This window comes from Pantoea sp. App145 (assembly GCF_047947045.1).
Taxonomy (GTDB): Bacteria; Pseudomonadota; Gammaproteobacteria; order Enterobacterales; family Enterobacteriaceae; genus Pantoea.
On record NZ_CP133290.1, the window covers coordinates 2,176,762 to 2,200,522 of the forward strand.

Consider the following 23,761-nt stretch of genomic DNA (forward strand, 5'->3'; position numbering starts at 1 on the left):
GCGATAAATCGCGCCGCTACGATGAGGTGCGGTTTAGAACACGGTTATTCGTGCTTCAGCGTCTTACGCACTTCAGTCACCTGATCTTTGGTGACTGCTGGTGCGTTGTTGCTCCAGCCCTGACGGATAAAGGTTGCCAGCTGCGCCACTTCATCATCACTCAGACGATTAGCGAAGCCAGGCATTAACAAAGTTGACGCCGTCTTCTCTGTCGATGGCTGCTGCGCACCGGCCAGAATGGTATGGATCAGCCCGGTTGGATCTTTGGCATTCACGATAGTGGCCTGATCCAGTTCCGGGAACACACCCGGTGCACCTTTACCGGTGACAAAGTGGCACGCACCACAGTTGTCGAGATACAGACGCTCACCTTCTGACAGGTTTTTCCCTGCGGTCAACTTCGCTTCCGTCGCCTGCTGAGCCTGCACGTTATACGCCTGCAACGGTGGGTTACCCCCCAGGAACTTCAGGTACGCCGCGATGGCTTTCAGGTCAGCATCGGTCATGTGCGAGCTGCTGTGCTCAATCACCGACTTCATCTCGCCGCCCACTGCCGCTTTATCGTTACGGCCAGTTTGCAGGTAATCAACGATCTCCTGCTCACTCCAGCGCGGCAGACCACGCAGGGACGGCACATCCCAGTTGTTCAGGCTACCGCCCGCCAGGAACTGCGCATCGCTGCTGTCGAGTGCTTTCTCGTTCATACCGAAGCCGCGCGGCGTATGGCAGCTGCCGCAGTGGCCGAGGCTCTCAACGATGTACGCACCACGGTTCACCTCTTCCGAAGCGCCACCAATCGGCTGGAACGGCTTATCAGAAGTGAACGCCCAGTTCCAGAAACGCATGCCCCAGCGCTGGCTGAACGGGAAGCTCAGTTTGGTTTCCGGCGGTTGCTCGGCACTCGGTTTCACGCCCTGCATAAAGTAGACATACAACGCGTGCATATCTTCATCGCTGATTTTGGCGTAATCCGGGTACGGCATCGCCGGGTAGAGACGCGAGCCATCCGGCAGCACGCCTTTACGTACCGCGTCGGAGAACTGCTGCTCGGTATAGTTACCGATACCGTGCTCTTTATCCGGCGTGATATTGGTGGAGTAGATGGTGCCAAGATTCGACTCAATCGCCAGGCCACCGGCATAGTCCGGCTTACCCGCAACCGAGTGGCAGGCCATACAGTCGCCAAGGCGCGACAGGTATTCACCCTTTTTGATCAGTTGAGCATCATCTGCCGCGTGCGCCTGTACTGCAAAACTTCCCAGCAGTACGGCATTAGCAATTAACAATGATTTTAATTTCATGCGCTTATGCCTGTACCAGTGGACCGGGGTTTTTCAGATACTGTTCTTTGATTGCCTGTGCCGCCATCAGGGTGATCGCACCGATGGTATCGGTCGGGTTCGCCTGGAAGTTCTGCGGGAAGGCGTTTCCGCCCGGTACAAACACGTTATGCACGTCCCAGCTTTGCAGGTACTTGTTCAGCGCGGAGGTTCTTGGGTTGTCGCCCATCACCGCACCGCCCACGTTGTGGGTGGAAACGTATTTGGTCAGGTCAAAGTCAGCGCCCATTGGCAGGAAGCTCATGCTCATGCTATCCGGATTCAGTTCTTTGGCGATGTTGCCCACGATGCCTTTCAGATGCTGCTGGAGCTTCAACTCATTCTCTTTCCAGTTGAAGGTCATACGCAGCAGCGGATTGCCACGGTGGTCGGTGTAATGCGGATCCAGATCGAGGTAGATATCACGGTACGACTGGCAGGTCGTGGTGATGCTGATCTTCATCGAATGGTTGTACCACTGTTCCAGACCTTCCTTGTAGCCCATACCCCAGCTCGGCGTACCTTTCGGCAGCGAGGTGGCGATTGGCGTACCGGTCGCCTGCGAACTGTGGATCTTGGCACCACCGAGGAAGCCGAGGCCAGGGCCATCGAAGTTACCCGGGGAGATGTCGTTAAACATCTGGCCAGTCGCGCCTGCGGTCGCGAATGAGTTGAAGTTTTTGTCTTTGAAGAACAGGGTCGCGCCGCCGTTGGACAGGAACGCATAGTTACGGCCCACCACGCCTTCCTCGGTGATCGGGTTGTACGGTTTACCGATACCGGACAGCAACATCAGACGTACGTTGTAGAGCTGGAAGCTGGAGAGCACCACGATCTTCGCTGGCTGGAATACTTCGTTGCCATCGACATCGTAGTAAATCACGCCTTTCGCGGTTTTCTTATCATCATGCAGTACCACCTTCACCACTTCGGCGTGCACTTCGTAAGAGAAGTTTGGCATACGCTTCAGTGCGTCCATCACGGCGGTTTGCGGTGAGGCTTTGGAGTAGTTCAGGCACGGATATTTCGAGCAGTAACCGCAGTAGTTACAAGGCGCGATGGTATTGCCATACGGGTTTTTCCACGCGCGTGACACGCAAGCGGACGGGTTCGGGAACGGATGGTAGCCCAGTTTGGTGGCTGCTTCCTTGAACATCACGTTGTTCAGCGTATCTTCCAGCGCTGGCAGCGGATAGGGTTCAGAGCGTGGACCTTCAAACGGGTCACCGCCTTCGAGGATCTGGCCGCGCAGGTTACCGGTGTTGCCGGACTGGCCGCAGATCTTCTCAAATTTGGTGTAATACGGCTCGATCTCGTCCCAGGTGAACGGGAAGTCCATTACACGCATATCTTCCTGAAGAATGCCCGGCTTGTAGGCCTGATCGGCGTAGGTCTTCAGTTTGATGTCGGTTGGGGTCGGACGAATCAATACCGCCGTCCAGTGCATACCCGCACCACCTACCCCGGTACCCGGTGCAAACGCGCCCCATTTACGGGTCGGTAGCGCCGTTTGGTCCATGTTGTAACGCACGGTGACCGCCACTTCTTTTGGCGTGGCAAATACCTTGTTACGTACGTTATAGGCGTATTCATCGGCCGGTTTCGGGTAGGCGAATTCGGGATAATCGCGCTCACCGCCGCGCTCCAGCGCGCGAACTTCCAGACCGGCCAGCGCCAGTTCAATGCTCATTAACGAGCCTGCCCAGCCGAGGCCGCAGACAACGACGTCGACTTCTTTTTTAGTAATCTGTGCCATGTTATTCCTGTCTCAAATACCTGATGCGAAACGCAATTACGCGCGCTCACCCATAATGCTGACCGGGCCAAGCGGGTACGGTACGTTGTGCTGTTTAACCCACTCGGTGAAGCTGGCGCGTGCGCCAGGGAAGCCGATGGCAATCCAGGCTTTCATGCCCTTGTTGCCGCCGTACATCGGATCAGCGAGGTAGCCATGTTTGGTATCTGCAAGCAGTTGGCTAAAGAACTGGGAGGCTTTCAGGTTCGGCTCGCCCAATGCAGCGAAGTCGATACCATCATTCTTGTTAACTTTGGTGAGAACCGCGTCTTTCTCTTCCAGCGTCAGCTCATGAAACGCTTTCTGATAGCTGCTCTGCGTCCACTGATTCACCAGCTTGATACCGGTGTGGTACATCTGCTGCGGTGTGAACGGGATCTGGTAACCCATGGTGGCTGGCGCATGCACGTCAAACGGACCCTGCATGTAGATTTCATCGCCAAACTCCGGGCTGTGCAGCTGCTGGTCGATAAAGATCGGTACGTTCGTTTCCAGTGCTCCGGGTGCTTTGCCATTTCCCCCGGCGGGGATCAGGCGATCGGTGGCGGCAAGGATAAATTGCCACTCATCAGCGCTGAAAAAGATCGGTTTATAGTCGGCAAGTTCCGGTGCTGCCATTTCCGCAGCCTGGGCCGCAGTTAATCCCTTAAATACCAGGTCACTTAATGGCAAAGCCAAAAGCGACCCAAGCAGAAATTTACGTCTGGTGGTCGGTTTTTGTAGAAGCATGGCCTGACGACTCTCACTTGCTAAGAAAGATAATTATTTTTGTTAATGGCTTAATTAATCGGTAAACAACCTGGCAATCTTAGGCATACAGATATTTCAAAGTGTAAGAGTTAAATTAAAAATGTGTTTTGATGAGAAACCATCATGATGTTGAATTTTGGTTACGGGCTGGTAAAGCGCTTTCGAGGCGGGAATTTCCGTTTTATCCGTACAAACGTCAGGTTTTTGTACGAATCGACTGTGCAAATGACCAAAACAATTTACGTATCGTAATAATACCGTGAATTAATCGATAAAAAGAAATCACACTTCCATACAAGAGAATTATTCTCATTAATAACATTCTATTTACTTAATAGAAACACCACCTCCATATCTATTTCTGAAAAATGACAGGCAGCGCACAAAATAAGCGAAATAATTGAACACCGAAACGAATTGTTAATTTCTGGTACAGCTCAGAACAAACCGGCATTTTGCCCTGGCGACCTCAGCGATAGAGTCTGTTAATCAATCACTCAGGATAACCATAATGCGATCATTCGTTTTGTTACTGGCGTTAATGGGTAGCGCCTTTGCCTTACAGGCGGCAACGCCGAAAGACACGCTGGTTGTGGCGGTACCGCTCGACGGCATTATCAGCTTCGACCCCGCCGAAAGCTTTGAAACCATCAGCAACAGCGTCCAGCGTAATCTGTATCAGACGTTGGTTGAGGCGGACCGTGATACACCACAGAAACTCACGCCACTGCTGGCCACCTCCTGGCAACCGGGCAGCAATGCGCACAGCCTGGTATTCAACCTGAAACAGGGAGCGCATTTCTCCAGCGGCAATCCGGTGACCGCCCAGGATGTGGTGTTCTCACTCACCCGGGCTGTGCAACTCAACAAAGCGCCATCGTTTATTCTCGCGGAATTTGGCTGGACGCCGGACAATATCGCCGGACAGTTTAAGGTGCTGAACGACCACCAGCTGGAAATTCAGTGGCCAGCGGCGATTGGTCAGGACCTGGCGCTGCGCCTGCTGACCGCGCCGGTGGCTTCGATTGTCGACAACAAAACGGTGCAGCAACATGCCAGCAATAACGACCTCGGTAATGGCTGGCTGCATACCCATTCCGCCGGCAGCGCGGCCTTTGTGATTCAGCAATACGTGCCACAGCAGGCATTAGTGTTGACCGCTAACCCCCAGGCACAATCCCAGCCACATCTGCAACGCATTCTGCTGAAAGGCGTGGCTGATGCCGGTGCGCGTCGTCTGCTGATTCAGCAGGGGGATGTCGATGTCGCCTACCAGCTCGGCCCCGATCAGATCGCCGCCCTGAAAAGTGATAAGAATCTGCGTATCGATGCCTTCCCCTCCAGCCTGGTGTACTACCTCGGTTTCAATACGCAGAATAAAGCACAACCGGCGCTCGGCAACCCGGCCCTGTGGCAGGCCGCTCGCTGGCTGGTGGATTATCACGCCATCGCCGATCAATTGTTAAAAGGCCAATACGCAATTCATCAAAGCTTTCTGCCGCAGGGCTTTGACGGCGCGCTGGAGAACCAGCCGTTCCACTACGATGTGGCGAAAGCCAAACAGATTCTGCGCCAGGGCGGTATCCAGCCCGGCACCCGATTCTCACTGACGGTGATCAATCAGCCACCGTATATCGATGTAGCCCAGGCGCTACAGGCCAGTTTTGCCAAAGCGGATATTCAGATTGAGCTACAACCGGTGGCGGAATCGGAGCTGTGGAGCAAAATGCGTGGGCGTGATTTCCAGTCGATTTTTATCTACTGGGGAGCGGACTATGTCGATCCCAATACCAACGCCAGCGCCTTTGCTTATAACGTTCCTGGCGGCTCCAAAACCCTGGCCTGGCGCGTTGGCTGGGAAATCCCGGACTTAAGCGCCAAAACCCGTGCCGCAGCCGGAGAAAGCGATGCCGCCAAACGCCGTCAGCTTTACACCGAGTTGCAGCAGTCATTGCAGCAAAACTCACCGTTTGTCATCACCTTGCAAGGGGCACAGCAGGTGGCGGTGCGCAACAATATCGACCATGTGCAACAGGGGATCGGCGTCAGCCTGCTGTATTTCGATACGGTAGAAAAACACTAATCTGTTACGTAGCGGCTGGCGCACCTTTGCTATTCTTTCAGGCATAACCATTTGCCTGAAAGAGAAAAATCATGACCAGCCCGCTGCTGATTGCACAAACCCCGGAAGTGAAACTCCATCTGTTACCGCAGATGGCCAACCGCCATGGCCTGATTACCGGTGCAACCGGTACCGGTAAAACGGTCACGCTGCAAAAGCTGGCGGAGTCGTTCTCCTCGATTGGCGTGCCGGTCTTTATGGCCGATGTGAAAGGCGATCTGACCGGCGTGGCCGCAGAAGGCGAAGGCTCGGAGAAGCTGCTGGCGCGCCTCGCGAAGATCGGGGTTACCGACTGGCAGGCACAACGTAATCCGGTGATGCTGTGGGATATCTTTGGCGAGAAAGGCCATCCGGTACGCGCGACGGTGTCCGATCTCGGCCCGCTGCTGCTGGCGCGTTTGCTTAACCTTAATGAGGTGCAGAGTGGCGTGCTGCAAATCATCTTCCGCATCGCCGACGATCAGGGCTTGTTGCTACTGGATTTCAAAGACCTGCGCGCCATGACGCAATATATCGGCGACAACGCCAAATCCTTCCAGACGCAATACGGCAACATCAACAGTGCCTCGGTCGGTGCTATCCAACGCGGTCTGCTGGCGCTGGAACAGCAAGGTGCAGAACATTTCTTTGGCGAACCGATGCTGGATATCCGCGACTGGATGCGCTGCGACGACCAGGGCAACGGCTTTATCAACATCCTCTCCGCTGAAAAGCTCTATCAGATGCCCAAACTCTACGCGACCAGCCTGCTGTGGCTGCTGGCGGAGTTGTATGAACAATTGCCGGAGGCGGGCGATCTCGATAAACCGAAAATGGTGTTCTTCTTCGATGAAGCCCATCTGCTGTTTAATGACGCCCCTGCGGTGCTGCTGGAAAAAGTGGAACAGGTGATTCGCCTGATCCGTTCCAAAGGCGTCGGCGTCTATTTTGTCACGCAGAATCCTGGCGATATTCCTGACAGCGTGCTGGGCCAGCTGGGGAACCGGGTACAGCATGCGCTACGCGCGTTCACCCCTAAAGATCAGAAAGCGGTGAAAACCGCTGCCGAAACCATGCGCGCCAATCCGGCATTTAATACCGTCGAAGCCATTCAGGCGCTCGGTACCGGCGAAGCCCTGATTTCCTTCCTGGATGAAAAAGGCAGCCCGTCGATAGTCGAACGTGCAATGGTGATTGCACCGGGTTCGCGGATGGGTCCTGTTAGCAGCGATGAACGTAACGGGCTGATCAACCATTCGCCGCTATATGGCAAATACGATACTGAAGTTGATCGCGAATCTGCCTTTGAAATGCTGCAACAAGGATTTCAGGTTGCCACTGAGCAGGCCCGTGCGCCGGAAGCCAAAGGAAATAGCGTATCGGTCGATGATGGCATCCTCGGTGGTCTGAAAGATATCCTGTTCGGCAGCACCGGCCCTCGGGGCGGCAAACGTGATGGCGTGGTACAAACCATGGCGAAGAGCGCCACACGGCAAATTACCAATCAAATTATTCGCGGCGTGCTTGGCAGCCTGATGGGAGGTCGTCGTCGTTAGGGAGCGGTATATGGATAAACATCAACAGCTCAAACGGAGCAAGCGTCTGGCATTGTCGTTGCTGCTGATTGCCGCAGCGATTTTTGTCATCACCTTGTTTCTGCCGCCCAACTTCTGGGTGAGTGGCGTGAAGGCGATTGCGGAAGCGGCGATGGTGGGCGCACTGGCTGACTGGTTTGCGGTGGTCGCGCTATTCCGCCGCGTACCGGTGCCGTTTATTTCGCGCCACACCGCGATCATCCCCCGCAATAAGGACCGCATCGGCGAAAACCTTGGGCGCTTTGTGCAGGAAAAATTCCTCGATACCGATTCTCTGCTGGCGCTGATTCGGCGTCATGATCCGTCCCAAATGCTGGCGCAGTGGCTGAATGCGCCGGGTAACGCCGATCGCATTGGCCGCCATCTGTTGCAGGTGATGCGCGGCTTTCTCGATCTTACTGACGATGCACGAATTCAGCAGTTTCTGCGTCGGGCGGTGCATCGCGCTCTCGACAAAGTGGATCTCACGCAATCCGGCGCGCTGCTGCTGGAGAGCCTGACCAAAAACAATCGTCATCAGGAACTGCTGGATGCCGCAGTACAACAACTGCTGCGCCTGCTGCATAAACCGGGCACGCGGGAATTTATCGCCACGCAAATTGTTCGCTGGCTGAAACGTGAGCATCCGATTAAAGCCAAAATGCTGCCGACTGAGTGGCTCGGTGAGCACAGCGCCGATTTGGTGGCCAACGCGGTGGATTCGATTCTGGACGAAGTGGCACTCGATCAGGGACACGAATTTCGCCTTGGTTTTAACCGCGCAGTGGAACGATTGATTGCAAAGCTGAAAAACGATCCGGACATGGTGGAGCGTGCCGACGTCATCAAAAGCTGGTTAAAGGAAGATGAGTCGCTGAACCGTTATATCGGAGAATTGTGGCAGGATCTGCGCGGCTGGCTGAAGGAAGATCTGAGTAGCGATAACTCGCGCGTGCAGGAACGGGTCCGGCTGGCGGCGTTGTGGCTGGGGGAAACGCTAGCGGCCGATCAGGCGCTGCGTACCTCAATGAATCAGCATCTGGAAGATGCCGCGCGCAGCGTTGCACCCGAGTTTGCACAGTTTCTGACGCGCCATATCAGCGATACGGTAAAAAGCTGGGATGCCCGGGAGATGTCGCAGCAGATTGAGTTGAATATTGGCCGTGATTTGCAGTTTATCCGCATCAACGGCACGCTGGTGGGCGGTTCGATTGGGCTGGGCTTGTATCTGCTGTCGCAGCTACCAATGTTGATTGAGCATTTAAGCCATTCCCCGTAACGGCGCGATTTATCGCGCCGTTACGGATGATGCAGCTATCAGCGCCGTTTAAACAGCAGGAACAGGCTAATCAGCAGGAACGCACCGCTCGGCAGAATCGCGCCGAGAATCGGCGGGATACCATACACCAGGCTTAATGGGCCAAAAATCTGGTCCAGCACGTAGAACAGGAAGCCGAAGCTGATACCCGTTACCACACGCACCCCCATCGACACACTACGTAACGGGCCGAAGATAAACGACAGCGCCATCAGCATCATCACCGCCACGGAAAGTGGCTGGAAGATTTTACTCCACATATTCAGCTGATAACGACCGGCTTCCTGCCCGCTTTGCTTGAGGTATTTGCTGTAGTTGTAGAGACCGCGAATCGACAGCGCATCCGGGTCCAGCGCTACCACACCCAGCTTATCTGGCGTCAGGTTGGTTTTCCATTCACCGCTCAGGCTCTGCGAACCGGTAATTTGCTTCGGATCTGTCAGGTCGGACTCATCGACCTGCGACAGCACCCAGAGCTTCTTCGCGTTATCCCAGGTGGCGGTCGCCGCATAGCGTACGCTCAGCAGACGACGTTGATCGTTGAAGTTGTAGATGCTGACACCATCAATCTGGTTATCGCCTTTGATGCGTTCGATATAGATGAAGCTGCGACCATCTTTCGCCCACAGACCATTTTGCGTCGAGACCAGCGCCCCGCCATACAGCTGCTGCGCCCGGTAGTTACGCGCCATCTGTTCGCCCTGCGGCGCAACAAACTCACCAATCGCCATGGTCAGCAATACCAACGGAATCGCCGTTTTCATCACCGCCAGTGCCACCTGCATGCGGGTAAAACCCGATGCCTGCATCACCACCAGCTCACTACGCTGCGCCAGCGTTCCCAGACCCAGCAACGCGCCGAGCAGTGCGGCCATCGGGAAGAAAATCTCGATATCTTTCGGCACGCTGAGCAGCGTGTAGTAACCCGCATCCAGCGCGGTGTACACGCCCTGCCCGGTTTTACGCAGCTGATCAACAAACTTGATGATGCCCGACAGTGACACCAGCATGAACAGCGTCATCATGATGGTGTTAAAGATGGTTTTGCCGATGTAGCGGTCAAGTACCTTAAACATCACACTGGCCCTCCACGGCTAAAACGGGCACGGATGCGGCGCATCGGCACCGTATCCCACAGGTTCAGGCCGATCGCCAGCGCCAGATACGCGAAGTTAACCACCCACATCCAAATCGCCGGATCGAACTTGCCTTTTGCCGCATTCGACCGCAGCGAGCTTTGCAATAGGAAGAAGATCAGATACAGCAGCATGGCAGGCAGCATCGACAGCACACGGCCCTGTCGCGGGTTTACCACGCTAAGCGGCACCACCATCAACGCCATCACCAGCACCGCAAACACCAGTGTCAGACGCCAGTTTAACTCTGCATTAAACGACGGATCTTTGCTTTGCCACAGCGTGAGCATATCGGCCTGGCTGGAATCGTTAGGATCGAGCACCGCTTCTTTGTAACCCACTACCGCCTGATAATTGACGAAGTCGGTAATGCGGAAATCCCGCAGCATCGCCGTGCCTTCAAAACGAGTACCTTTATCCAGCGTCACCACCTGCGAGCCATCCGGACGTTGCTGCATATGGCCGCTGTCGGCCAGCACCACGGAAGGACGCGCATTGCCCTTCGGACGCAGCTGCGCGAGGAAGACGTTGCCGAACTGATTGCCCTTTACGTCTTCAACAAACAACACCGCATTGCCGTCGCTGGAGGTCTGGAATTGACCTGCCGCCAGCGCCGCCGCACCAGGGTTGGCTTTCGCGTTCTGCGTCACCTCATCCTGATAACGCGAGGACCAGGGACCCAGCCACACCACGTTGATGGTTGCCACGATGGAAGTGAGCAGCATCAGGATCATGGCTGCTTTCACCAGCACGCTTTTACCCAGGCCACAGGCATGCATCACCGTGATTTCACTTTCGGTGTACAGCCGCCCAAGGGTCATTAAAATCGCCAGAAACAGGCTTAGGGGCAGGATTAGTTGTGCCATTTCAGGCACGCCAAGTCCTAACAATGTCAGAACCAGGTTTGTCGGGATTTCGCCATCCACCGCGGCACCCAGGATCCTCACTAACTTCTGACAAAAGAAGATCAGTAGCAGGATGAATAGGATAGCCAGCTGGCTTTTGAGCGTTTCCCGAACCAGATATCTAATGATGATCACGCTTAGTACGCCTGTGATAACTTGTCTTTTTGCAGGAAAATCGCTAGTTTCAACGCTTATCAGCCATTTTTCTTCATCAATGGCCGTCATCGCAGCTAAAATAGTATGACAAACGCGTCCGGGTGGTGAAAAAACAACACATTGCCACCCTAACTCATTATGACCGCCGGCGTTTAAATGTCATGGCGTCGCAACAAATTTAATGCGTTACGAGCGCGCTACATTCTAACGACAGCTTCGACCGTTGTCTTTAAGATTCAGGAGAGTGCATGGAGTTCAGTGTAAAAAGCGGTAGCCCGGAAAAACAGCGTAGCGCCTGTATTGTAGTTGGTGTTTTCGAACCGCGCCGTCTGTCACCGATTGCCGAACAACTCGATAAGATCAGCGACGGCTACATCAGCGCCCTGCTGCGCCGCGGTGAGCTTGAGGGTAAAGTGGGCCAGACACTGCTGCTGCACCATGTGCCAAATATTCTTTCCGAGCGCATCCTGCTGATCGGCTGCGGCAAAGAACGCGAGCTGGACGAGCGTCAGTATAAGCAGGTTATTCAGAAAACGATTAACACGCTGAACGATACCGGCTCGATGGAAGCGGTATGCTTTCTGACCGAACTGCACGTCAAAGGCCGCAATACCTACTGGAAAGTGCGTCAGGCAGTCGAAACCTCCAAAGAGGCGCTGTACAACTTCGATCAGCTGAAAAGCAACAAAGTCGAACCTCGTCGCCCGCTGCGTAAGCTGGTGTTTAACGTGCCGACGCGTCGTGAGTTGACCAGTGGCGAACGCGCCATTCAGCATGGTCTGGCTGTCGCCTCTGGCGTGAAAGCCGCCAAAGACCTCAGCAATATGCCGCCAAATATTTGTAACGCCGCTTATCTGGCGTCGCAGGCGCGCCAGCTGGCGGATGCCTTCAGCAAAAACGTCACCACCCGGGTGATTGGCGAACAGCAGATGAAAGAGCTGGGTATGAATGCCTATCTCGCCGTCGGTGCCGGTTCGCAGAATGAATCGCTGATGTCGGTGATTGAATACAAAGGCAGCAGCGATCCGGACGAACGTCCGATTGTGCTGGTCGGTAAAGGTCTGACCTTCGATTCCGGCGGTATCTCGATCAAACCCGCCGAAGCCATGGACGAAATGAAGTACGACATGTGCGGCGCTGCCTCGGTTTATGGCGTGATGCGCATGGTGGCGGAGCTGAATCTGCCGCTGAACGTGGTGGGCGTGCTGGCGGGCTGTGAAAACATGCCGGATGGCCGTTCCATGCGTCCGGGGGATGTGTTGACCACCATGTCAGGCCAGACGGTAGAAGTGCTGAACACCGATGCCGAAGGTCGTTTGGTGTTGTGTGATGCCCTGACTTACGTTGAACGCTTCGAGCCGGAAGTGGTGATTGACGTCGCAACCCTGACCGGTGCCTGCGTGATTGCGCTGGGTCATCATGTCAGTGGTTTGATGTCGAACCATAATCCGCTGGCGCACGAATTGATCGGGGCTTCAGAACAGTCTGGCGACCGCGCCTGGCGTTTACCGATGGCGGATGAATACCAGGAACAGCTGGAATCCAATTTTGCCGATATGGCGAACATTGGCGGCCGCCCTGGTGGAGCCATCACTGCCGCCTGCTTCCTCGCACGCTTTGCCCGCAAATTTAACTGGGCGCACCTGGATATCGCCGGTACCGCCTGGCGCTCCGGTAAAGCCAAAGGTGCCACCGGCCGTCCGGTGCCGCTGCTGTCGCAGTTCCTGCTGAATCGTGCAGGTCTGAACGGCGACGATTGATTGCTGGATTGACCTTACTTGTGGGGCGCATAATGCGCCCCAATGTCATTAATGGAATGTAGCCCGCCATGAAAAACGCCACCTTTTATGTGATGGAGTCCGATACTGCCAGCGACGGCCTGAGCGCCATCGAAGCGCTGGTTTGCGATCTGGCCGAAGCACGCTGGCGTGACGGCAAACGCATCCTGATTGCCTGCAACGATGAACAACAGGCGAATCGTCTGGATGAAGCATTATGGCAGCGCCCGGCCAACGCCTTTGTGCCGCATAACCTGGCCGGTGAAGGGCCGCGTTATGGCGCACCGGTTGAACTGGCGTGGCCGCAACGTCGTGGCAGCTCGCCACGCGATTTGCTGATCAGCCTGCTGCCGCAGTTTGCAGATTTTGCTACTGCTTTCCATGAAGTGATAGACTTCGTACCTTACGAAGAATCCCAGAAACAACTGGCGCGTGACCGCTACAAAGCGTATCGCAGCGTTGGTTTCCAATTGAATACGGCGACGCCACCACAGCCGCAAACGACATAGCAGAAATGGAAAAGACATATAACCCGCAAGATATCGAGCAGCCGCTCTACGAGCACTGGGAACAGCAGGGCTACTTTAAACCCAATGGCGATACCAGCCAGGAAAGCTTTTGCATCATGATCCCGCCGCCGAACGTCACCGGCAGCTTGCATATGGGTCACGCCTTCCAGCAGACCATCATGGACACCATGATTCGCTACCAGCGTATGCAGGGTAAAAACACCCTGTGGCAGGCCGGTACTGACCACGCGGGTATCGCTACCCAGATGGTGGTTGAGCGCAAAATCGCAGCTGAAGAGGGCAAAACACGTCAGGATTACGGACGCGAAGCCTTTATCGACAAAATCTGGCAGTGGAAAGCGGAATCTGGCGGCAATATCTCCCGTCAGATGCGTCGCCTCGGCAACTCAGTTGACTGGGAGCGCGAGCGCTTCACCATGGATGAAGGGCTTTCCAATGCCGTGAAAGAAGTGTTTGTACGTCTGTACAAAGAGAACCTGATTTACCGTGGCAAGCGCCTGGTAAACTGGGATCCGAAACTGCGTACCGCCATTTCTGACCTTGAAGTGGAGAACCGTGAAACCAAAGGTTCCATGTGGCATATCCGCTATCCGCTGGCCGATGGTGCCAAAACGGCGGAAGGTAAAGATTATCTGGTGGTCGCCACCACCCGTCCGGAAACTTTGCTGGGCGACACCGGTGTCGCGGTGAACCCGGAAGATCCACGCTACAAAGATCTCATCGGCAAAGAACTGATCCTGCCGCTGGTCAACCGTCGCATTCCGATCGTCGGTGATGATCATGCCGATATGGAAAAAGGCACCGGTTGCGTGAAGATCACCCCGGCGCACGACTTTAACGACTACGAAGTGGGTCGTCGTCACGCGCTGCCGATGATCAATATCCTGACTTTCGATGGCGACATCCGTGTCACCGCCGAGGTGCTGGACACCAACGGTGAAGAAACCGATGTGTACAGCAACGAAATCCCGGCGCAGTTCCAGAACATGGAACGTTTTGCCGCGCGCAAAGCAATGGTGGCTGCGGTTGACGCACTCGGCCTGCTGGATGAGGTCAAACCTCACGATCTGACCGTTCCTTACGGCGACCGTGGCGGCGTGGTGATCGAGCCGATGCTGACCGACCAATGGTACGTGCGCACTGCCCCGCTGGCGAAAGTCGCGGTGGAAGCGGTGGAAAACGGCGACATTCAGTTTGTGCCGAAGCAGTACGAAAACATGTATTTCTCCTGGATGCGTGACATTCAGGACTGGTGTATTTCCCGTCAGCTGTGGTGGGGTCACCGCATTCCGGCCTGGTACGACAACCACGGCAACGTGTATGTGGGTCGTACTGAAGAGGAAGTTCGTCAGGAAAATAATCTGGCTGCCGACATCGCGCTGCGCCAGGACGAAGACGTGCTGGATACCTGGTTCTCTTCCGGCCTGTGGACCTTCTCCACCCTTGGCTGGCCGGAGAACACCGAAGCGCTGCGTACCTTCCACCCGACCAGCGTGCTGGTGAGTGGCTTCGACATCATCTTCTTCTGGATTGCCCGCATGATCATGCTGACCATGCACTTCATGAAAGATGAAGACGGCAAGCCGCAGGTGCCGTTCAAGACCGTGTATATCACCGGCCTGATCCGCGACGAAGAGGGACAGAAAATGTCCAAGTCGAAAGGTAACGTCATCGATCCACTGGATATGGTTGACGGCATTTCGCTGGAAGATCTGCTGGAAAAACGCACCGGTAACATGATGCAGCCGCAGCTGGCGGATAAGATCCGCAAACGTACCGAGAAGCAATTCCCGGACGGCATCGTGCCATCAGGCACCGACGCCCTGCGCTTTACCCTGGCAGCGCTGGCTTCAACCGGCCGTGACATCAACTGGGATATGAAGCGCCTGGAAGGCTACCGCAACTTCTGTAACAAGCTGTGGAACGCCAGCCGCTTTGTGCTGATGAACACCGAAGAGCAGGATTGTGGTCAGAACGGCGGCGAAATGAAGCTGTCGCTGGCGGACCGCTGGATCCTGACCGAGTTCAACAGCACGGTGAAAGCCTATCGTGAAGCGCTGGACAGCTATCGTTTCGATATCGCGGCGAACCTGCTGTACGACTTCACCTGGAACCAGTTCTGTGACTGGTATCTGGAGCTGACCAAGCCAGTGATGAACAGCGGCAGCGAAGCGGAACTGCGCGGTACGCGTAACACGCTGGTCACCGTGCTGGAAGCGTTGCTGCGCCTGGCGCACCCGATTATTCCGTTTATCACCGAAACCATCTGGCAGCGTGTTAAAGGCCTGAAAAATATCAGCGACGATACCATCATGCTGCAACCGTTCCCTCAGTACGATGCGGCGAAAGAAGATGCCGTAGCCAAAGCGGATATCGAGTGGATGAAGCAGGCGATTGTTGCGGTACGTAATATCCGTGCGGAAATGAACATCGCACTGAGCAAGCCGCTGGATGTGCTGCTGCGTGATTGCTCCCCTGCGGCGCTGCGTCGCGTGGAGGAGAACCGCAACTTCCTGTCGCGTCTGGCGCGCCTGGAAAGCCTGACCATTCTGCCTGCGGGCGAGAAAGGCCCGGTATCGGTGACCAAGATCGTTGAAGGCGCGGAGCTGCTGATCCCGATGGCGGATCTGGTCAACAAAGACGCGGAGCTGGATCGTCTGGCGAAAGAGCTGACCAAGCTTGATGTTGAGATCGAGAAGATCCAGACCAAGCTGGCAAACGAAGGCTTTGTCGCCCGCGCACCGGAAGCGGTGGTGGCGAAAGAGCGCGAGCGCGCAGCGGAACTGGAACAATCGAAAGCAAAACTGATTGAACAGCAAGGCGTGATTGCGGCATTGTAAGCGTTTCAGGCCAACTGCTTAACCGAAGCCGGGCACTGCCCGGCTTTTTTATATCGGATGAGATGATAATGACCACCGTCACCCCACTGGATCTTCAGGTGCGCCCGATTACTGCTGCCGATAATCCGCTGATTGCGCAGGTAATTCGCGCGGTGTCTGCCGAGTTCGGTCTGACCGCGGACAAAGGCTATACCGTGTCCGATCCCAACCTGGATCGTCTGTTTGAATTGTATAGCGAGGCGAACAGCGCCTACTGGATTGTTGAACATCAGGGCAAGGTGCTGGGCGGGGGCGGCGTGGCACCACTGGCATGCAGTGCGCCGGATATTTGTGAATTGCAGAAAATGTACTTTATGCCGGAAGTGCGCGGCTTCGGCCTGGCGCGGGATTTGGCACTGCGCGCGATGGATTACGCACGCCAGCAGGGGTTTCGCCGCTGTTATCTGGAAACCACCGGCAGCCTGACACGTGCCATTAAGTTATATGAATCGCTCGGTTTTACGCTGATTGAAGAAGCGCTGGGCTGCACCGGGCATGTGGATTGTGAGGTACGCATGCTGCGTACCCTGTAACGACATCAAAACACCGGCACGCCGCTATGAAAACGCAGCTCCGTATCCGGTGCGCTGATTAGCCGCCCTTCTGCCTCACCAATGGCGCGCACGCGTGGTGCAATATCCTTCGGGGAGATCTGCGCCGCCAGCGCCAGATAATCCTGGTAATGACGCGCCTCTGAACGCAGCAGTGAGATGTAGAATTTCTCCAGTTGCTCATCCAGATACGGTGCCAGGCTGGCAAAACGTTCGCAGGAACGCGCTTCGATGTAAGCACCACAAATCAGCTTATCCACCAGCGTATCCGGTTCATGCGTGGTGACCTCGCGCAGCAATCCCTTCGCGTAGCGGCTGGCAGTGATTTTGCGATACGGCAGACCACGCGCCTGCATGATTTCCCATACCTGATAAAAATGATGCAGCTCTTCTTTGATCAGCAGCACCATCTTTTCCACCAGATCATCCGCCCACGGCAGTTCATTGCGCACGATGATGCTTTTGGTCAGATTCTTATGGGCGTTGATAAAGTTGCTGTCTTGATTTTCACCAAAGATGAAATCTTCATAAGGCTGTAGCCACGCCAGAATGGCGTCACCACTGGGCTTATCCGCAACATATTTGCGAATCAGCCAGACGGCGGTCTGTGCCGCTTTTAACTCGCACACCATATGATCGGTCAGCAGCAACGTCAGATTTTCTGGTTTGCGCGCTTCATCAATCCACGCCTGCGGCGTGCGGCAATGTAGAAACTGATGGATAGGTGCTAATAGCGGGGCGTAATTCATGAATGTCTTTATCTGCGGGAGAAAAATACGGGCAGCAACATGGCCGCCCGTTCATGCTTAGTGACGCACACCGTCGTCTTCATCATCAATGAAGTCGCCGTCATCATCTTCGTCTTCCGCGTCCGGGTCTTCGAAGTAGGTGCCCCAGCCGTCGTAATCGACGTTGTATTTACCCGCCAGGTTCACCAGTTGCTCAACCTGCGCATCGATCAGTTCGGGTTTCAGAGCCGCTTCGCTCAGAATATCGACACACATCACCGTGCTGCCATCTTCCAGCTCCAGCTCCTCCGGCTCGGTGACTTCGTAGCCCAGCTTGAAGGCATCAACCGCCGCTTTTTCCAGCGAGTCAAAATTGTTGCAGGAGAGATGATGCTCGATGGTGTAGAGCGCATCCGGATCGCTGCCATCTTCCAGTAATTCATCAATGATCAACCGCGTCTCTTCGCGTTGTTCTTCCAGCAATGCTTCGTATGCCATGGTGATGTCCTCAAAATGTTCGGCAATGAATGCAATTATTTTCCCACACTGCCTCGCGCGCCACTACTCAAAACACAAAGTTTCTTAACGCTGGGGTTGAAAATGCATATTCATCCGGTTAGATTGAATTTTAATTCATTTATGATGATCACACGGAGAGCTGTATGAGTCAGCTGAATCAACGTCATTTCCTGAGATTGCTGGATTTCACCCCAGCAGAAATTGATTACCTGTTAAGCCTTGCCGGTGAATTAAAACACGCAAAGAAAAACGCCAGCGAAACGCAGTACCTGAAAGGTAAAAACATCGCGCTCATCTTCGAAAAAGACTCGACCCGTACCCGTTGCTCTTTCGAAGTTGCCGCTTACGACCAGGGTGCTAACGTCACTTACCTCGGCCCGAGCGGCAGCCAGATCGGCCATAAAGAGTCGATGAAAGATACCGCGCGCGTGCTGGGCCGCATGTATGACGGCATCCAGTATCGTGGCTACGGCCAGGCGCTGGTGGAAACCCTTGCCGAATACGCCGGCGTACCGGTATGGAACGGGCTGACCACCGAATTCCACCCAACACAGCTGCTGGCCGATCTCCTCACCATGCAGGAACATTTGCCGCAGAAATCCCTGAGCGAAATGACGCTGGTGTACGTCGGTGACGCACGCAACAACATGGGTAACAGCATGCTGGAAGCGGCAGCGCTGGTCGGGCTGGATCTGCGTCTGGTCGCACCAAAAGGCTGCTGGCCAGAAGAACAACTGGTGGAGCAATGTCGTGTGGCGGCACAGAAAACCGGTGGCAAAATTACCCTGACGGAAGATATCGCCGACGGCGTACAGGGTGCCGATTTCATCTACACTGACGTATGGGTATCGATGGGGGAAGACAAATCAGTATGGGCCGATCGTATCGCCCTGCTGCGCCCGTATCAGGTCAACAGCGCGATGCTGGCGCTGACCGGCAATCCGCAGGTCAAATTCCTGCACTGCCTGCCCGCCTTCCACGACGATCAAACCACCCTCGGACACCAGATGGCCGAGCAGTACGGTCTGCATGACGGCATGGAAGTCAGCAATGACGTGTTTGAGTCGGAACACAGCATCGTATTTGATCAGGCAGAGAACCGTATGCACACCATCAAAGCGGTGATGGTCGCCACGCTGGGGCAGCCGTAACAGCCGTCAGGGCAAACGTTTACCTCACCGCGATTTTTGCTTGATGCAAATCAGTGAATGCGTATAATGCGCCACAATTTGCCGGGAGGAAGCATGCAACAGCGCAGCGCACAATTTGACGCTCCATTACGCCAGAAAGCTGGCGGCGCACCTGTTTCTTTCCGTCATCAATCGATCGCAAAAAAAGCCCCTTAAGCAGGGGCTTTTTTTTGTCCGTCATCCGGCAGCGCAGAGGAGAGAGCTATGGCCAACCCGCTATATCGTAAGCACATTATTTCTATCAACGATCTCAGTCGCGACGAGCTTGAGCTGGTACTGCATACCGCTGCGCAGTTGAAAGCGCACCCACAGCCAGAACTACTGAAGCACAACGTGATTGCCAGCTGCTTCTTTGAAGCCTCGACCCGCACCCGCCTGTCGTTCGAAACCGCCATCCATCGCCTCGGTGCCTCGGTGGTGGGTTTTGCTGATGGCAGCAACACCTCGCTCGGTAAAAAGGGCGAAACCCTCGCCGATACCATCTCGGTGATTGGCACCTATGTTGATGCCATCGTGATGCGCCATCCACAGGAAGGGGCTGCTCGCCTTGCGACCGAGTTTTCCGGCGGCGTGCCGATTCTTAATGCCGGTGACGGTGCCAACCAGCATCCGACCCAAACCCTGTTGGACCTGTTCACCATCCGCGAAACCCAGAGTCGCCTGGATAACCTGAATGTGGCGATGGTCGGTGACCTGAAATATGGCCGTACCGTGCATTCCCTGACTCAGGCACTGGCGAAATTCGACGGCAACCGCTTCTTCTTTATCGCCCCTGATGCGCTGGCAATGCCGTCTTACATCACCGATATGCTGGATGAGCGGAACATCAGCTGGTCACGTCATGACAGTATCGAAGAAGTGCTGCCGCAGCTGGATATCCTGTACATGACGCGCGTGCAGAAAGAGCGTCTTGACCCGTCGGAATACGCCAACGTTAAGGCCCAGTTCATCCTGCGCGCCAGCGACCTGGTAGGGGCACGCGACAATATGAAGGTGCTGCATCCACTGCCCCGCATTGATGAGATCACCACCGACGTCGATAGCACACCACACGCCTGGTATTTCCAGCAGGCTGGTAATGGCATCTTCGCCCGCCAGGCGCTGCTGGCGCTGGTCCTGAATCGCGACCTGGCCCTGTAAGGAGGAAAACAGCATGACACACGATAACAAATTGCAGGTTGAAGCCATCAAACGCGGCACGGTGATTGACCATATCCCGGCGCAGGTTGGCTTTAAGTTACTGTCGCTGTTTCGCCTGACGGAAACCGATCAACGCATCACCATCGGTTTGAATCTGCCTTCCGGCGAAATGGGACGTAAGGATCTGATCAAGATCGAAAACACTTTCCTGACCGACGATCAGATCAACCAGCTGGCGGTGTATGCGCCGCATGCCACCGTCAACCGCATCGACGAGTATGAAGTGGTGGCGAAGATCGCCCCGACTTTACCGGATCGTATCGAGCGCGTGCTCACCTGCCCGAACGGCAACTGTATCAGCCGCAGTGAACCGGTGTTCTCCAGTTTTGCGGTGAAAAAGCGCGACAATGAAGTGCATCTGAAGTGCAAATATTGCGAGAAAGAGTTCGCGCACCACGTGGTGCTCGGTCACTGGTAATCGTCGGCTGCGTCCCTATAATGGGTCGATATTTTCACGTCGCGGGCAGTGGCTGGCGGCGCACTTTCTTAAGGAGAAACAATGTCTCGCGAAATCAGTACTGAAAAAGCACCGGCAGCGATTGGTCCGTATGTACAGGGCGTGGATCTCGGCAGCATGATCATCACCTCCGGCCAGATTCCGGTGGATCCGCAAACCGGCGCAGTCGCGGAAGATGTTTCCGCTCAGGCGCGTCAGTCGCTGGACAACGTGAAGGCGATTGTTGAAGCCGCTGGCCTGAAAGTGGGTGATATCGTAAAAACCACGGTGTTCGTGAAAGATCTGAACGATTTCGCCACCGTTAACGCCACCTATGAAGCCTTTTTCACCGAACACAACGCCAGCTTCCCGGCACGCTCCTGCGTAGAAGTCGCTCGTCTGCCGAAAGACGTGAAGATTGAGATCGAAGCGATCGCGATTCGTCGTTGATCCCTTGTCGTAGCGGCGCGATTTATCGCGCCGCTACATCCGTTGTTATTTGAAAGAACGTAGCAGTTTTTCCAACGGTCTCACTAAAGCCAGTACCGTTTCATCCTGCACCAGCGCAGCCGCATCCAGTTTTGCCTGCATCTGCGCCACTTCGCCTGCGCCATACGCCTGATTACGCTGCAACGTCGCCACTAAATCCAGCCCGAGACGACTCAGCTCAGCTACCTGCTGCACCTGCGATTGCAACGCGTGTAACTGATAGTTATGCAGCGTCAGCGGCATTACCCGGTCGCAATTGCTCAACCAGCGTTGTAACTGCTGGCGAATAGCGTTGGCGGCCTGATGGTTTTCGCGATTGGCAATCAACGCATCGACCTGTTGATCCAGCAAACGTATCGCTTCACTCTCCGCAGGTAGCACGTCGGCCAGCCGGTTCAGTGGTTCGAAATAGTTGTAGTGCCCCGCCTGGAATTTCAGATGCTGGCGCGTGTAATATTGCGCCGGTTCCAGCACTTCGCTCAGCACGCGCAGCGGGGTGATATCGGTACTGTTGGCCAAACGCATCATCTGCACTTCCGCCTGCCGGTATTGTTGTAACCCTACCGACACGGTGCTCCAGCGATCGATAGCACGCAGACGCTGGTACATATTGTCGCTGTCGTTCACATCAGCGGCAGACCACAGCCGCTCGGCCACGACAAAAGTACGCGGCCACAGTTTGGTATCAATAATCTGGCTGTTGACGTTTTCTGCCCATAACGCCGCTTCGCCGCCCAGCAGATTTTCGCTGAGCTGCTGGGTTGTCGGCAGCGACGGAGCGATGCCCGCCGGTACCTGCGCCAGGCGGCTACCTTCCGTGGGATAACGCACGTTACCCACCAGCATATAACCGGTCAGGTTGTTTTCCGTCAGCGTCACCACCGGCTGCACTTCTCCCATCCAGCTATCGACACGGAACGTCACCTCCCCGGGCGATAACCAGTCAACCTGGCTGACCAGACGCCGTGCTTTGCCGTTGAAGTCGATAAACCCACGCCAGCCCTCTTTGCCGTCAATCAGGGTGAAGCTGCCCTGTACCGCACTGCCCTTCAGACGCGGCAGGGTGAATTGCCAGCTCTGCGCCTGTTCACCCGGTTGCAGCTGATCCTGCCCATTTAACCCCTGGGGGAAAGGTTCGTTGCGGTAGTGATAAGCCGCAGGCTGCGGTTGGTCAAGATAGAAGCCGGTCGAGAGGATACCGCGATAGCCATTTTTCACCACCTCGCCCAGCGCATCCTGCCCCTGCCATGACTGGATCAGAATGCTATGCGGCAGGGAGGGATGATAGATTTCGTCCCAGCCCACCATCTGCCGCTGGTGGGCTTCGAGGATTTTTTCCACCCGCTGATTAAACCACGCCTGCAAAGCATGGGCGTCTTTCAGGCCATGATCGCGCATAAACTGCTGAATCTTTGGGGAATCATTCCACTGCGTGGGATCAACTTCATCGCCGCCAATATGCAGGTAAGGATCCGGGAAGATCGCCGCTACCTCCCCCACCAGCGTATTAATAAAGTTGAAGACTTCTTCATTACTCGGATCGAGCAGCGGCTTAAACACCCCCCAGCCGCGCTTCATCGTATAAGGTCCCGGTGCGCTCATCAGCTCTGGCATCGCCACCGCAATGGCCGACGCATGACCTGGCAGATCGATTTCCGGCACCACGCGGATACCGCGTTGCGTGGCGTATTGCACCACATCGCGCATATCCTGCTGCGTGTAGTAGCGACCATCGCTGGCTTTCTCCTGCAACTGGGGATAATGGCTGGAGGCAAAGCGCCAGCCCTGATCGTCGGTCAGATGCCAGTGGAAAACATTCATGCGTGCCGCCGCGATGCCATCAATCTGACGTTTGAGGGTCTCCACCGGCATAAAGTGGCGGGCAGAATCGATCAGCAACCCGCGCCACGCAAAGCGCGGTCGATCGTCGATGGTGACATAAGGGATCACCGTGCCACTTTCGCTGTTTTCAATCAGCTGCAACAACGTCTCCATGCCGCGCATCGCCCCAAAACGAGTCCTGGCCTCCAGCAGCACGCCGTCACTGTTGACCACCAGATGATAGCTTTCATCGCTGTCCGGCTGGGGGACCGGATCAACCGCATCCGCAATCTGGATGCGAATGGTGGCCTTTTCGTCTGACGCAGCGGACGGTAACAACGGCCAGCCAGTTTGCCGTGCGATGCGTGCCAGCCAGCGCGCCTCCGCCCCCTCCAGATGATCGCCTGAGATTTGCAGCGTGAGCTGTGGTGTCAGCTGATACGCTCCGCCGCTGTGCGGCTGTTCAACCTGTTGCGGCCAGGGCATGAGCGGCAGGCCACCTGCCGGTGTCGCGAAAGCAGAAAAACTCATTGCTAAACAACAGGCAAGCAGCGTTCGGGGCAGAGACATGAAGGGCATCCTTGTG

The 23,761-nt window shown here is 55.4% G+C and carries 19 protein-coding genes; 11 read left to right on the forward strand and 8 right to left on the reverse strand.

Annotation, left to right across the window (positions count from 1 at the left end; genetic code table 11):
• Positions 1 to 44: 44 nt before the first annotated feature.
• The 3 genes from RCF31_RS10015 to RCF31_RS10025 are packed head-to-tail and all read right to left on the reverse strand — an operon-like array spanning position 45 to position 3,843.
• Entirely contained in the window at positions 45 to 1,301 is a 1,257-nt protein-coding gene (locus tag RCF31_RS10015) for a cytochrome c (protein ID WP_313683298.1), read from the reverse strand.
• Between the two features lie 4 nt (positions 1,302 to 1,305).
• Positions 1,306 to 3,075 carry a GMC family oxidoreductase gene (locus RCF31_RS10020; protein ID WP_416410179.1) on the reverse strand — a complete coding sequence of 590 codons (1,770 nt, stop codon included), beginning with the start codon at positions 3,073 to 3,075 and terminating at the stop codon, positions 1,306 to 1,308.
• Positions 3,076 to 3,111: 36 nt separating this feature from the next.
• The gene (locus RCF31_RS10025; RefSeq protein WP_084872347.1) at positions 3,112 to 3,843 is read right to left on the reverse strand and encodes a gluconate 2-dehydrogenase subunit 3 family protein; all 732 of its coding nucleotides are present in this window, start codon (positions 3,841 to 3,843) and stop codon (positions 3,112 to 3,114) included.
• 532 nt (positions 3,844 to 4,375) lie between these two features.
• Here RCF31_RS10025 and RCF31_RS10030 point away from each other — a divergent pair.
• The 3 genes from RCF31_RS10030 to RCF31_RS10040 all read left to right on the forward strand — a co-directional run bounded on the left by RCF31_RS10030 (position 4,376) and on the right by RCF31_RS10040 (position 8,818).
• Positions 4,376 to 5,947, forward strand: coding sequence for an ABC transporter substrate-binding protein (locus tag RCF31_RS10030; protein ID WP_416410181.1), 1,572 nt, complete (start codon positions 4,376 to 4,378; stop codon positions 5,945 to 5,947).
• Between the two features lie 71 nt (positions 5,948 to 6,018).
• On the forward strand, positions 6,019 to 7,521 hold the full coding sequence (locus RCF31_RS10035; RefSeq protein ID WP_416410183.1) for a helicase HerA-like C-terminal domain-containing protein: 1,503 nt from the start codon (positions 6,019 to 6,021) through the stop codon (positions 7,519 to 7,521).
• Between the two features lie 10 nt (positions 7,522 to 7,531).
• Positions 7,532 to 8,818 carry a DUF445 domain-containing protein gene (locus RCF31_RS10040; RefSeq protein ID WP_299457702.1) on the forward strand — a complete coding sequence of 429 codons (1,287 nt, stop codon included), beginning with the start codon at positions 7,532 to 7,534 and terminating at the stop codon, positions 8,816 to 8,818.
• A gap of 38 nt (positions 8,819 to 8,856) precedes the next feature.
• On the opposite strand, the gene lptG is transcribed toward RCF31_RS10040, so the two are convergent.
• Both lptG and lptF read right to left on the reverse strand, forming a co-directional pair.
• Complete coding sequence (gene lptG, locus RCF31_RS10045; RefSeq protein WP_084872337.1) at positions 8,857 to 9,933, reverse strand: LPS export ABC transporter permease LptG; 1,077 nt, start codon at positions 9,931 to 9,933, stop codon at positions 8,857 to 8,859.
• Positions 9,933 to 11,033: an LPS export ABC transporter permease LptF gene (gene lptF, locus RCF31_RS10050; protein ID WP_416410186.1), complete on the reverse strand. Its 1,101-nt coding sequence runs from the start codon at positions 11,031 to 11,033 to the stop codon at positions 9,933 to 9,935. Before lptF ends, lptG begins: the two co-directional genes overlap by 1 nt.
• Before the next feature lie 269 nt (positions 11,034 to 11,302).
• On the opposite strand from lptF, the gene pepA reads away from it, so the two are divergent.
• From pepA to RCF31_RS10070, 4 genes are all read left to right on the forward strand, one after another.
• Complete coding sequence (gene pepA / locus RCF31_RS10055; protein ID WP_084872334.1) at positions 11,303 to 12,814, forward strand: leucyl aminopeptidase; 1,512 nt, start codon at positions 11,303 to 11,305, stop codon at positions 12,812 to 12,814.
• Positions 12,815 to 12,882: 68 nt separating this feature from the next.
• Positions 12,883 to 13,341: a DNA polymerase III subunit chi gene (locus tag RCF31_RS10060; RefSeq protein ID WP_084872332.1), complete on the forward strand. Its 459-nt coding sequence runs from the start codon at positions 12,883 to 12,885 to the stop codon at positions 13,339 to 13,341.
• A gap of 5 nt (positions 13,342 to 13,346) precedes the next feature.
• Complete coding sequence (locus RCF31_RS10065; protein WP_416410189.1) at positions 13,347 to 16,202, forward strand: valine--tRNA ligase; 2,856 nt, start codon at positions 13,347 to 13,349, stop codon at positions 16,200 to 16,202.
• Between the two features lie 68 nt (positions 16,203 to 16,270).
• Complete coding sequence (locus tag RCF31_RS10070) at positions 16,271 to 16,774, forward strand: GNAT family N-acetyltransferase (RefSeq protein ID WP_299457711.1); 504 nt, start codon at positions 16,271 to 16,273, stop codon at positions 16,772 to 16,774.
• Between the two features lie 5 nt (positions 16,775 to 16,779).
• Here the strand turns inward: RCF31_RS10070 and miaE are convergent, their stop codons facing one another.
• Positions 16,780 to 17,541 carry a tRNA isopentenyl-2-thiomethyl-A-37 hydroxylase MiaE gene (gene miaE / locus RCF31_RS10075; protein WP_416410192.1) on the reverse strand — a complete coding sequence of 254 codons (762 nt, stop codon included), beginning with the start codon at positions 17,539 to 17,541 and terminating at the stop codon, positions 16,780 to 16,782.
• Positions 17,542 to 17,598: 57 nt separating this feature from the next.
• Entirely contained in the window at positions 17,599 to 18,018 is a 420-nt protein-coding gene (gene rraB, locus RCF31_RS10080) for a ribonuclease E inhibitor RraB (RefSeq protein WP_013507725.1), read from the reverse strand.
• A gap of 164 nt (positions 18,019 to 18,182) precedes the next feature.
• On the opposite strand from rraB, the gene argF reads away from it, so the two are divergent.
• The 4 genes from argF to ridA all read left to right on the forward strand — a co-directional run bounded on the left by argF (position 18,183) and on the right by ridA (position 21,315).
• Positions 18,183 to 19,190 (forward strand): ornithine carbamoyltransferase, encoded by a 1,008-nt coding sequence (argF, locus tag RCF31_RS10085; RefSeq protein WP_313683305.1) that lies wholly within the window; start codon positions 18,183 to 18,185, stop codon positions 19,188 to 19,190.
• Between the two features lie 243 nt (positions 19,191 to 19,433).
• Positions 19,434 to 20,369: an aspartate carbamoyltransferase gene (pyrB, locus tag RCF31_RS10090; RefSeq protein ID WP_084872316.1), complete on the forward strand. Its 936-nt coding sequence runs from the start codon at positions 19,434 to 19,436 to the stop codon at positions 20,367 to 20,369.
• Between the two features lie 13 nt (positions 20,370 to 20,382).
• On the forward strand, positions 20,383 to 20,847 hold the full coding sequence (gene pyrI / locus RCF31_RS10095; RefSeq protein ID WP_013507722.1) for an aspartate carbamoyltransferase regulatory subunit: 465 nt from the start codon (positions 20,383 to 20,385) through the stop codon (positions 20,845 to 20,847).
• Between the two features lie 81 nt (positions 20,848 to 20,928).
• Positions 20,929 to 21,315: a 2-iminobutanoate/2-iminopropanoate deaminase gene (gene ridA / locus RCF31_RS10100; protein WP_299457724.1), complete on the forward strand. Its 387-nt coding sequence runs from the start codon at positions 20,929 to 20,931 to the stop codon at positions 21,313 to 21,315.
• Between the two features lie 45 nt (positions 21,316 to 21,360).
• Here ridA and RCF31_RS10105 read toward each other — a convergent pair whose 3' ends face one another.
• The gene (locus tag RCF31_RS10105; protein WP_416410196.1) at positions 21,361 to 23,745 is read right to left on the reverse strand and encodes a beta-N-acetylhexosaminidase; all 2,385 of its coding nucleotides are present in this window, start codon (positions 23,743 to 23,745) and stop codon (positions 21,361 to 21,363) included.
• Between the last annotated feature and the right edge of the window lie 16 nt (positions 23,746 to 23,761).

Bases quoted from the DNA above. Each gene is read 5' to 3' on its own strand.
- RCF31_RS10015 (WP_313683298.1), bottom strand. From the start codon at position 1,301: ATGAAATTAAAATCATTGTTAATTGCTAATGCCGTACTGCTGGGAAGT.
- RCF31_RS10020 (WP_416410179.1), bottom strand. From the start codon at position 3,075: ATGGCACAGATTACTAAAAAAGAAGTCGACGTCGTTGTCTGCGGCCTC.
- RCF31_RS10025 (WP_084872347.1), bottom strand. From the start codon at position 3,843: ATGCTTCTACAAAAACCGACCACCAGACGTAAATTTCTGCTTGGGTCG.
- RCF31_RS10030 (WP_416410181.1), top strand. From the start codon at position 4,376: ATGCGATCATTCGTTTTGTTACTGGCGTTAATGGGTAGCGCCTTTGCC.
- RCF31_RS10035 (WP_416410183.1), top strand. From the start codon at position 6,019: ATGACCAGCCCGCTGCTGATTGCACAAACCCCGGAAGTGAAACTCCAT.
- RCF31_RS10040 (WP_299457702.1), top strand. From the start codon at position 7,532: ATGGATAAACATCAACAGCTCAAACGGAGCAAGCGTCTGGCATTGTCG.
- lptG (WP_084872337.1), bottom strand. From the start codon at position 9,933: ATGTTTAAGGTACTTGACCGCTACATCGGCAAAACCATCTTTAACACC.
- pepA (WP_084872334.1), top strand. From the start codon at position 11,303: ATGGAGTTCAGTGTAAAAAGCGGTAGCCCGGAAAAACAGCGTAGCGCC.
- RCF31_RS10060 (WP_084872332.1), top strand. From the start codon at position 12,883: ATGAAAAACGCCACCTTTTATGTGATGGAGTCCGATACTGCCAGCGAC.
- RCF31_RS10065 (WP_416410189.1), top strand. From the start codon at position 13,347: ATGGAAAAGACATATAACCCGCAAGATATCGAGCAGCCGCTCTACGAG.
- RCF31_RS10070 (WP_299457711.1), top strand. From the start codon at position 16,271: ATGACCACCGTCACCCCACTGGATCTTCAGGTGCGCCCGATTACTGCT.
- miaE (WP_416410192.1), bottom strand. From the start codon at position 17,541: ATGAATTACGCCCCGCTATTAGCACCTATCCATCAGTTTCTACATTGC.
- rraB (WP_013507725.1), bottom strand. From the start codon at position 18,018: ATGGCATACGAAGCATTGCTGGAAGAACAACGCGAAGAGACGCGGTTG.
- argF (WP_313683305.1), top strand. From the start codon at position 18,183: ATGAGTCAGCTGAATCAACGTCATTTCCTGAGATTGCTGGATTTCACC.
- pyrB (WP_084872316.1), top strand. From the start codon at position 19,434: ATGGCCAACCCGCTATATCGTAAGCACATTATTTCTATCAACGATCTC.
- pyrI (WP_013507722.1), top strand. From the start codon at position 20,383: ATGACACACGATAACAAATTGCAGGTTGAAGCCATCAAACGCGGCACG.
- ridA (WP_299457724.1), top strand. From the start codon at position 20,929: ATGTCTCGCGAAATCAGTACTGAAAAAGCACCGGCAGCGATTGGTCCG.
- RCF31_RS10105 (WP_416410196.1), bottom strand. From the start codon at position 23,745: ATGTCTCTGCCCCGAACGCTGCTTGCCTGTTGTTTAGCAATGAGTTTT.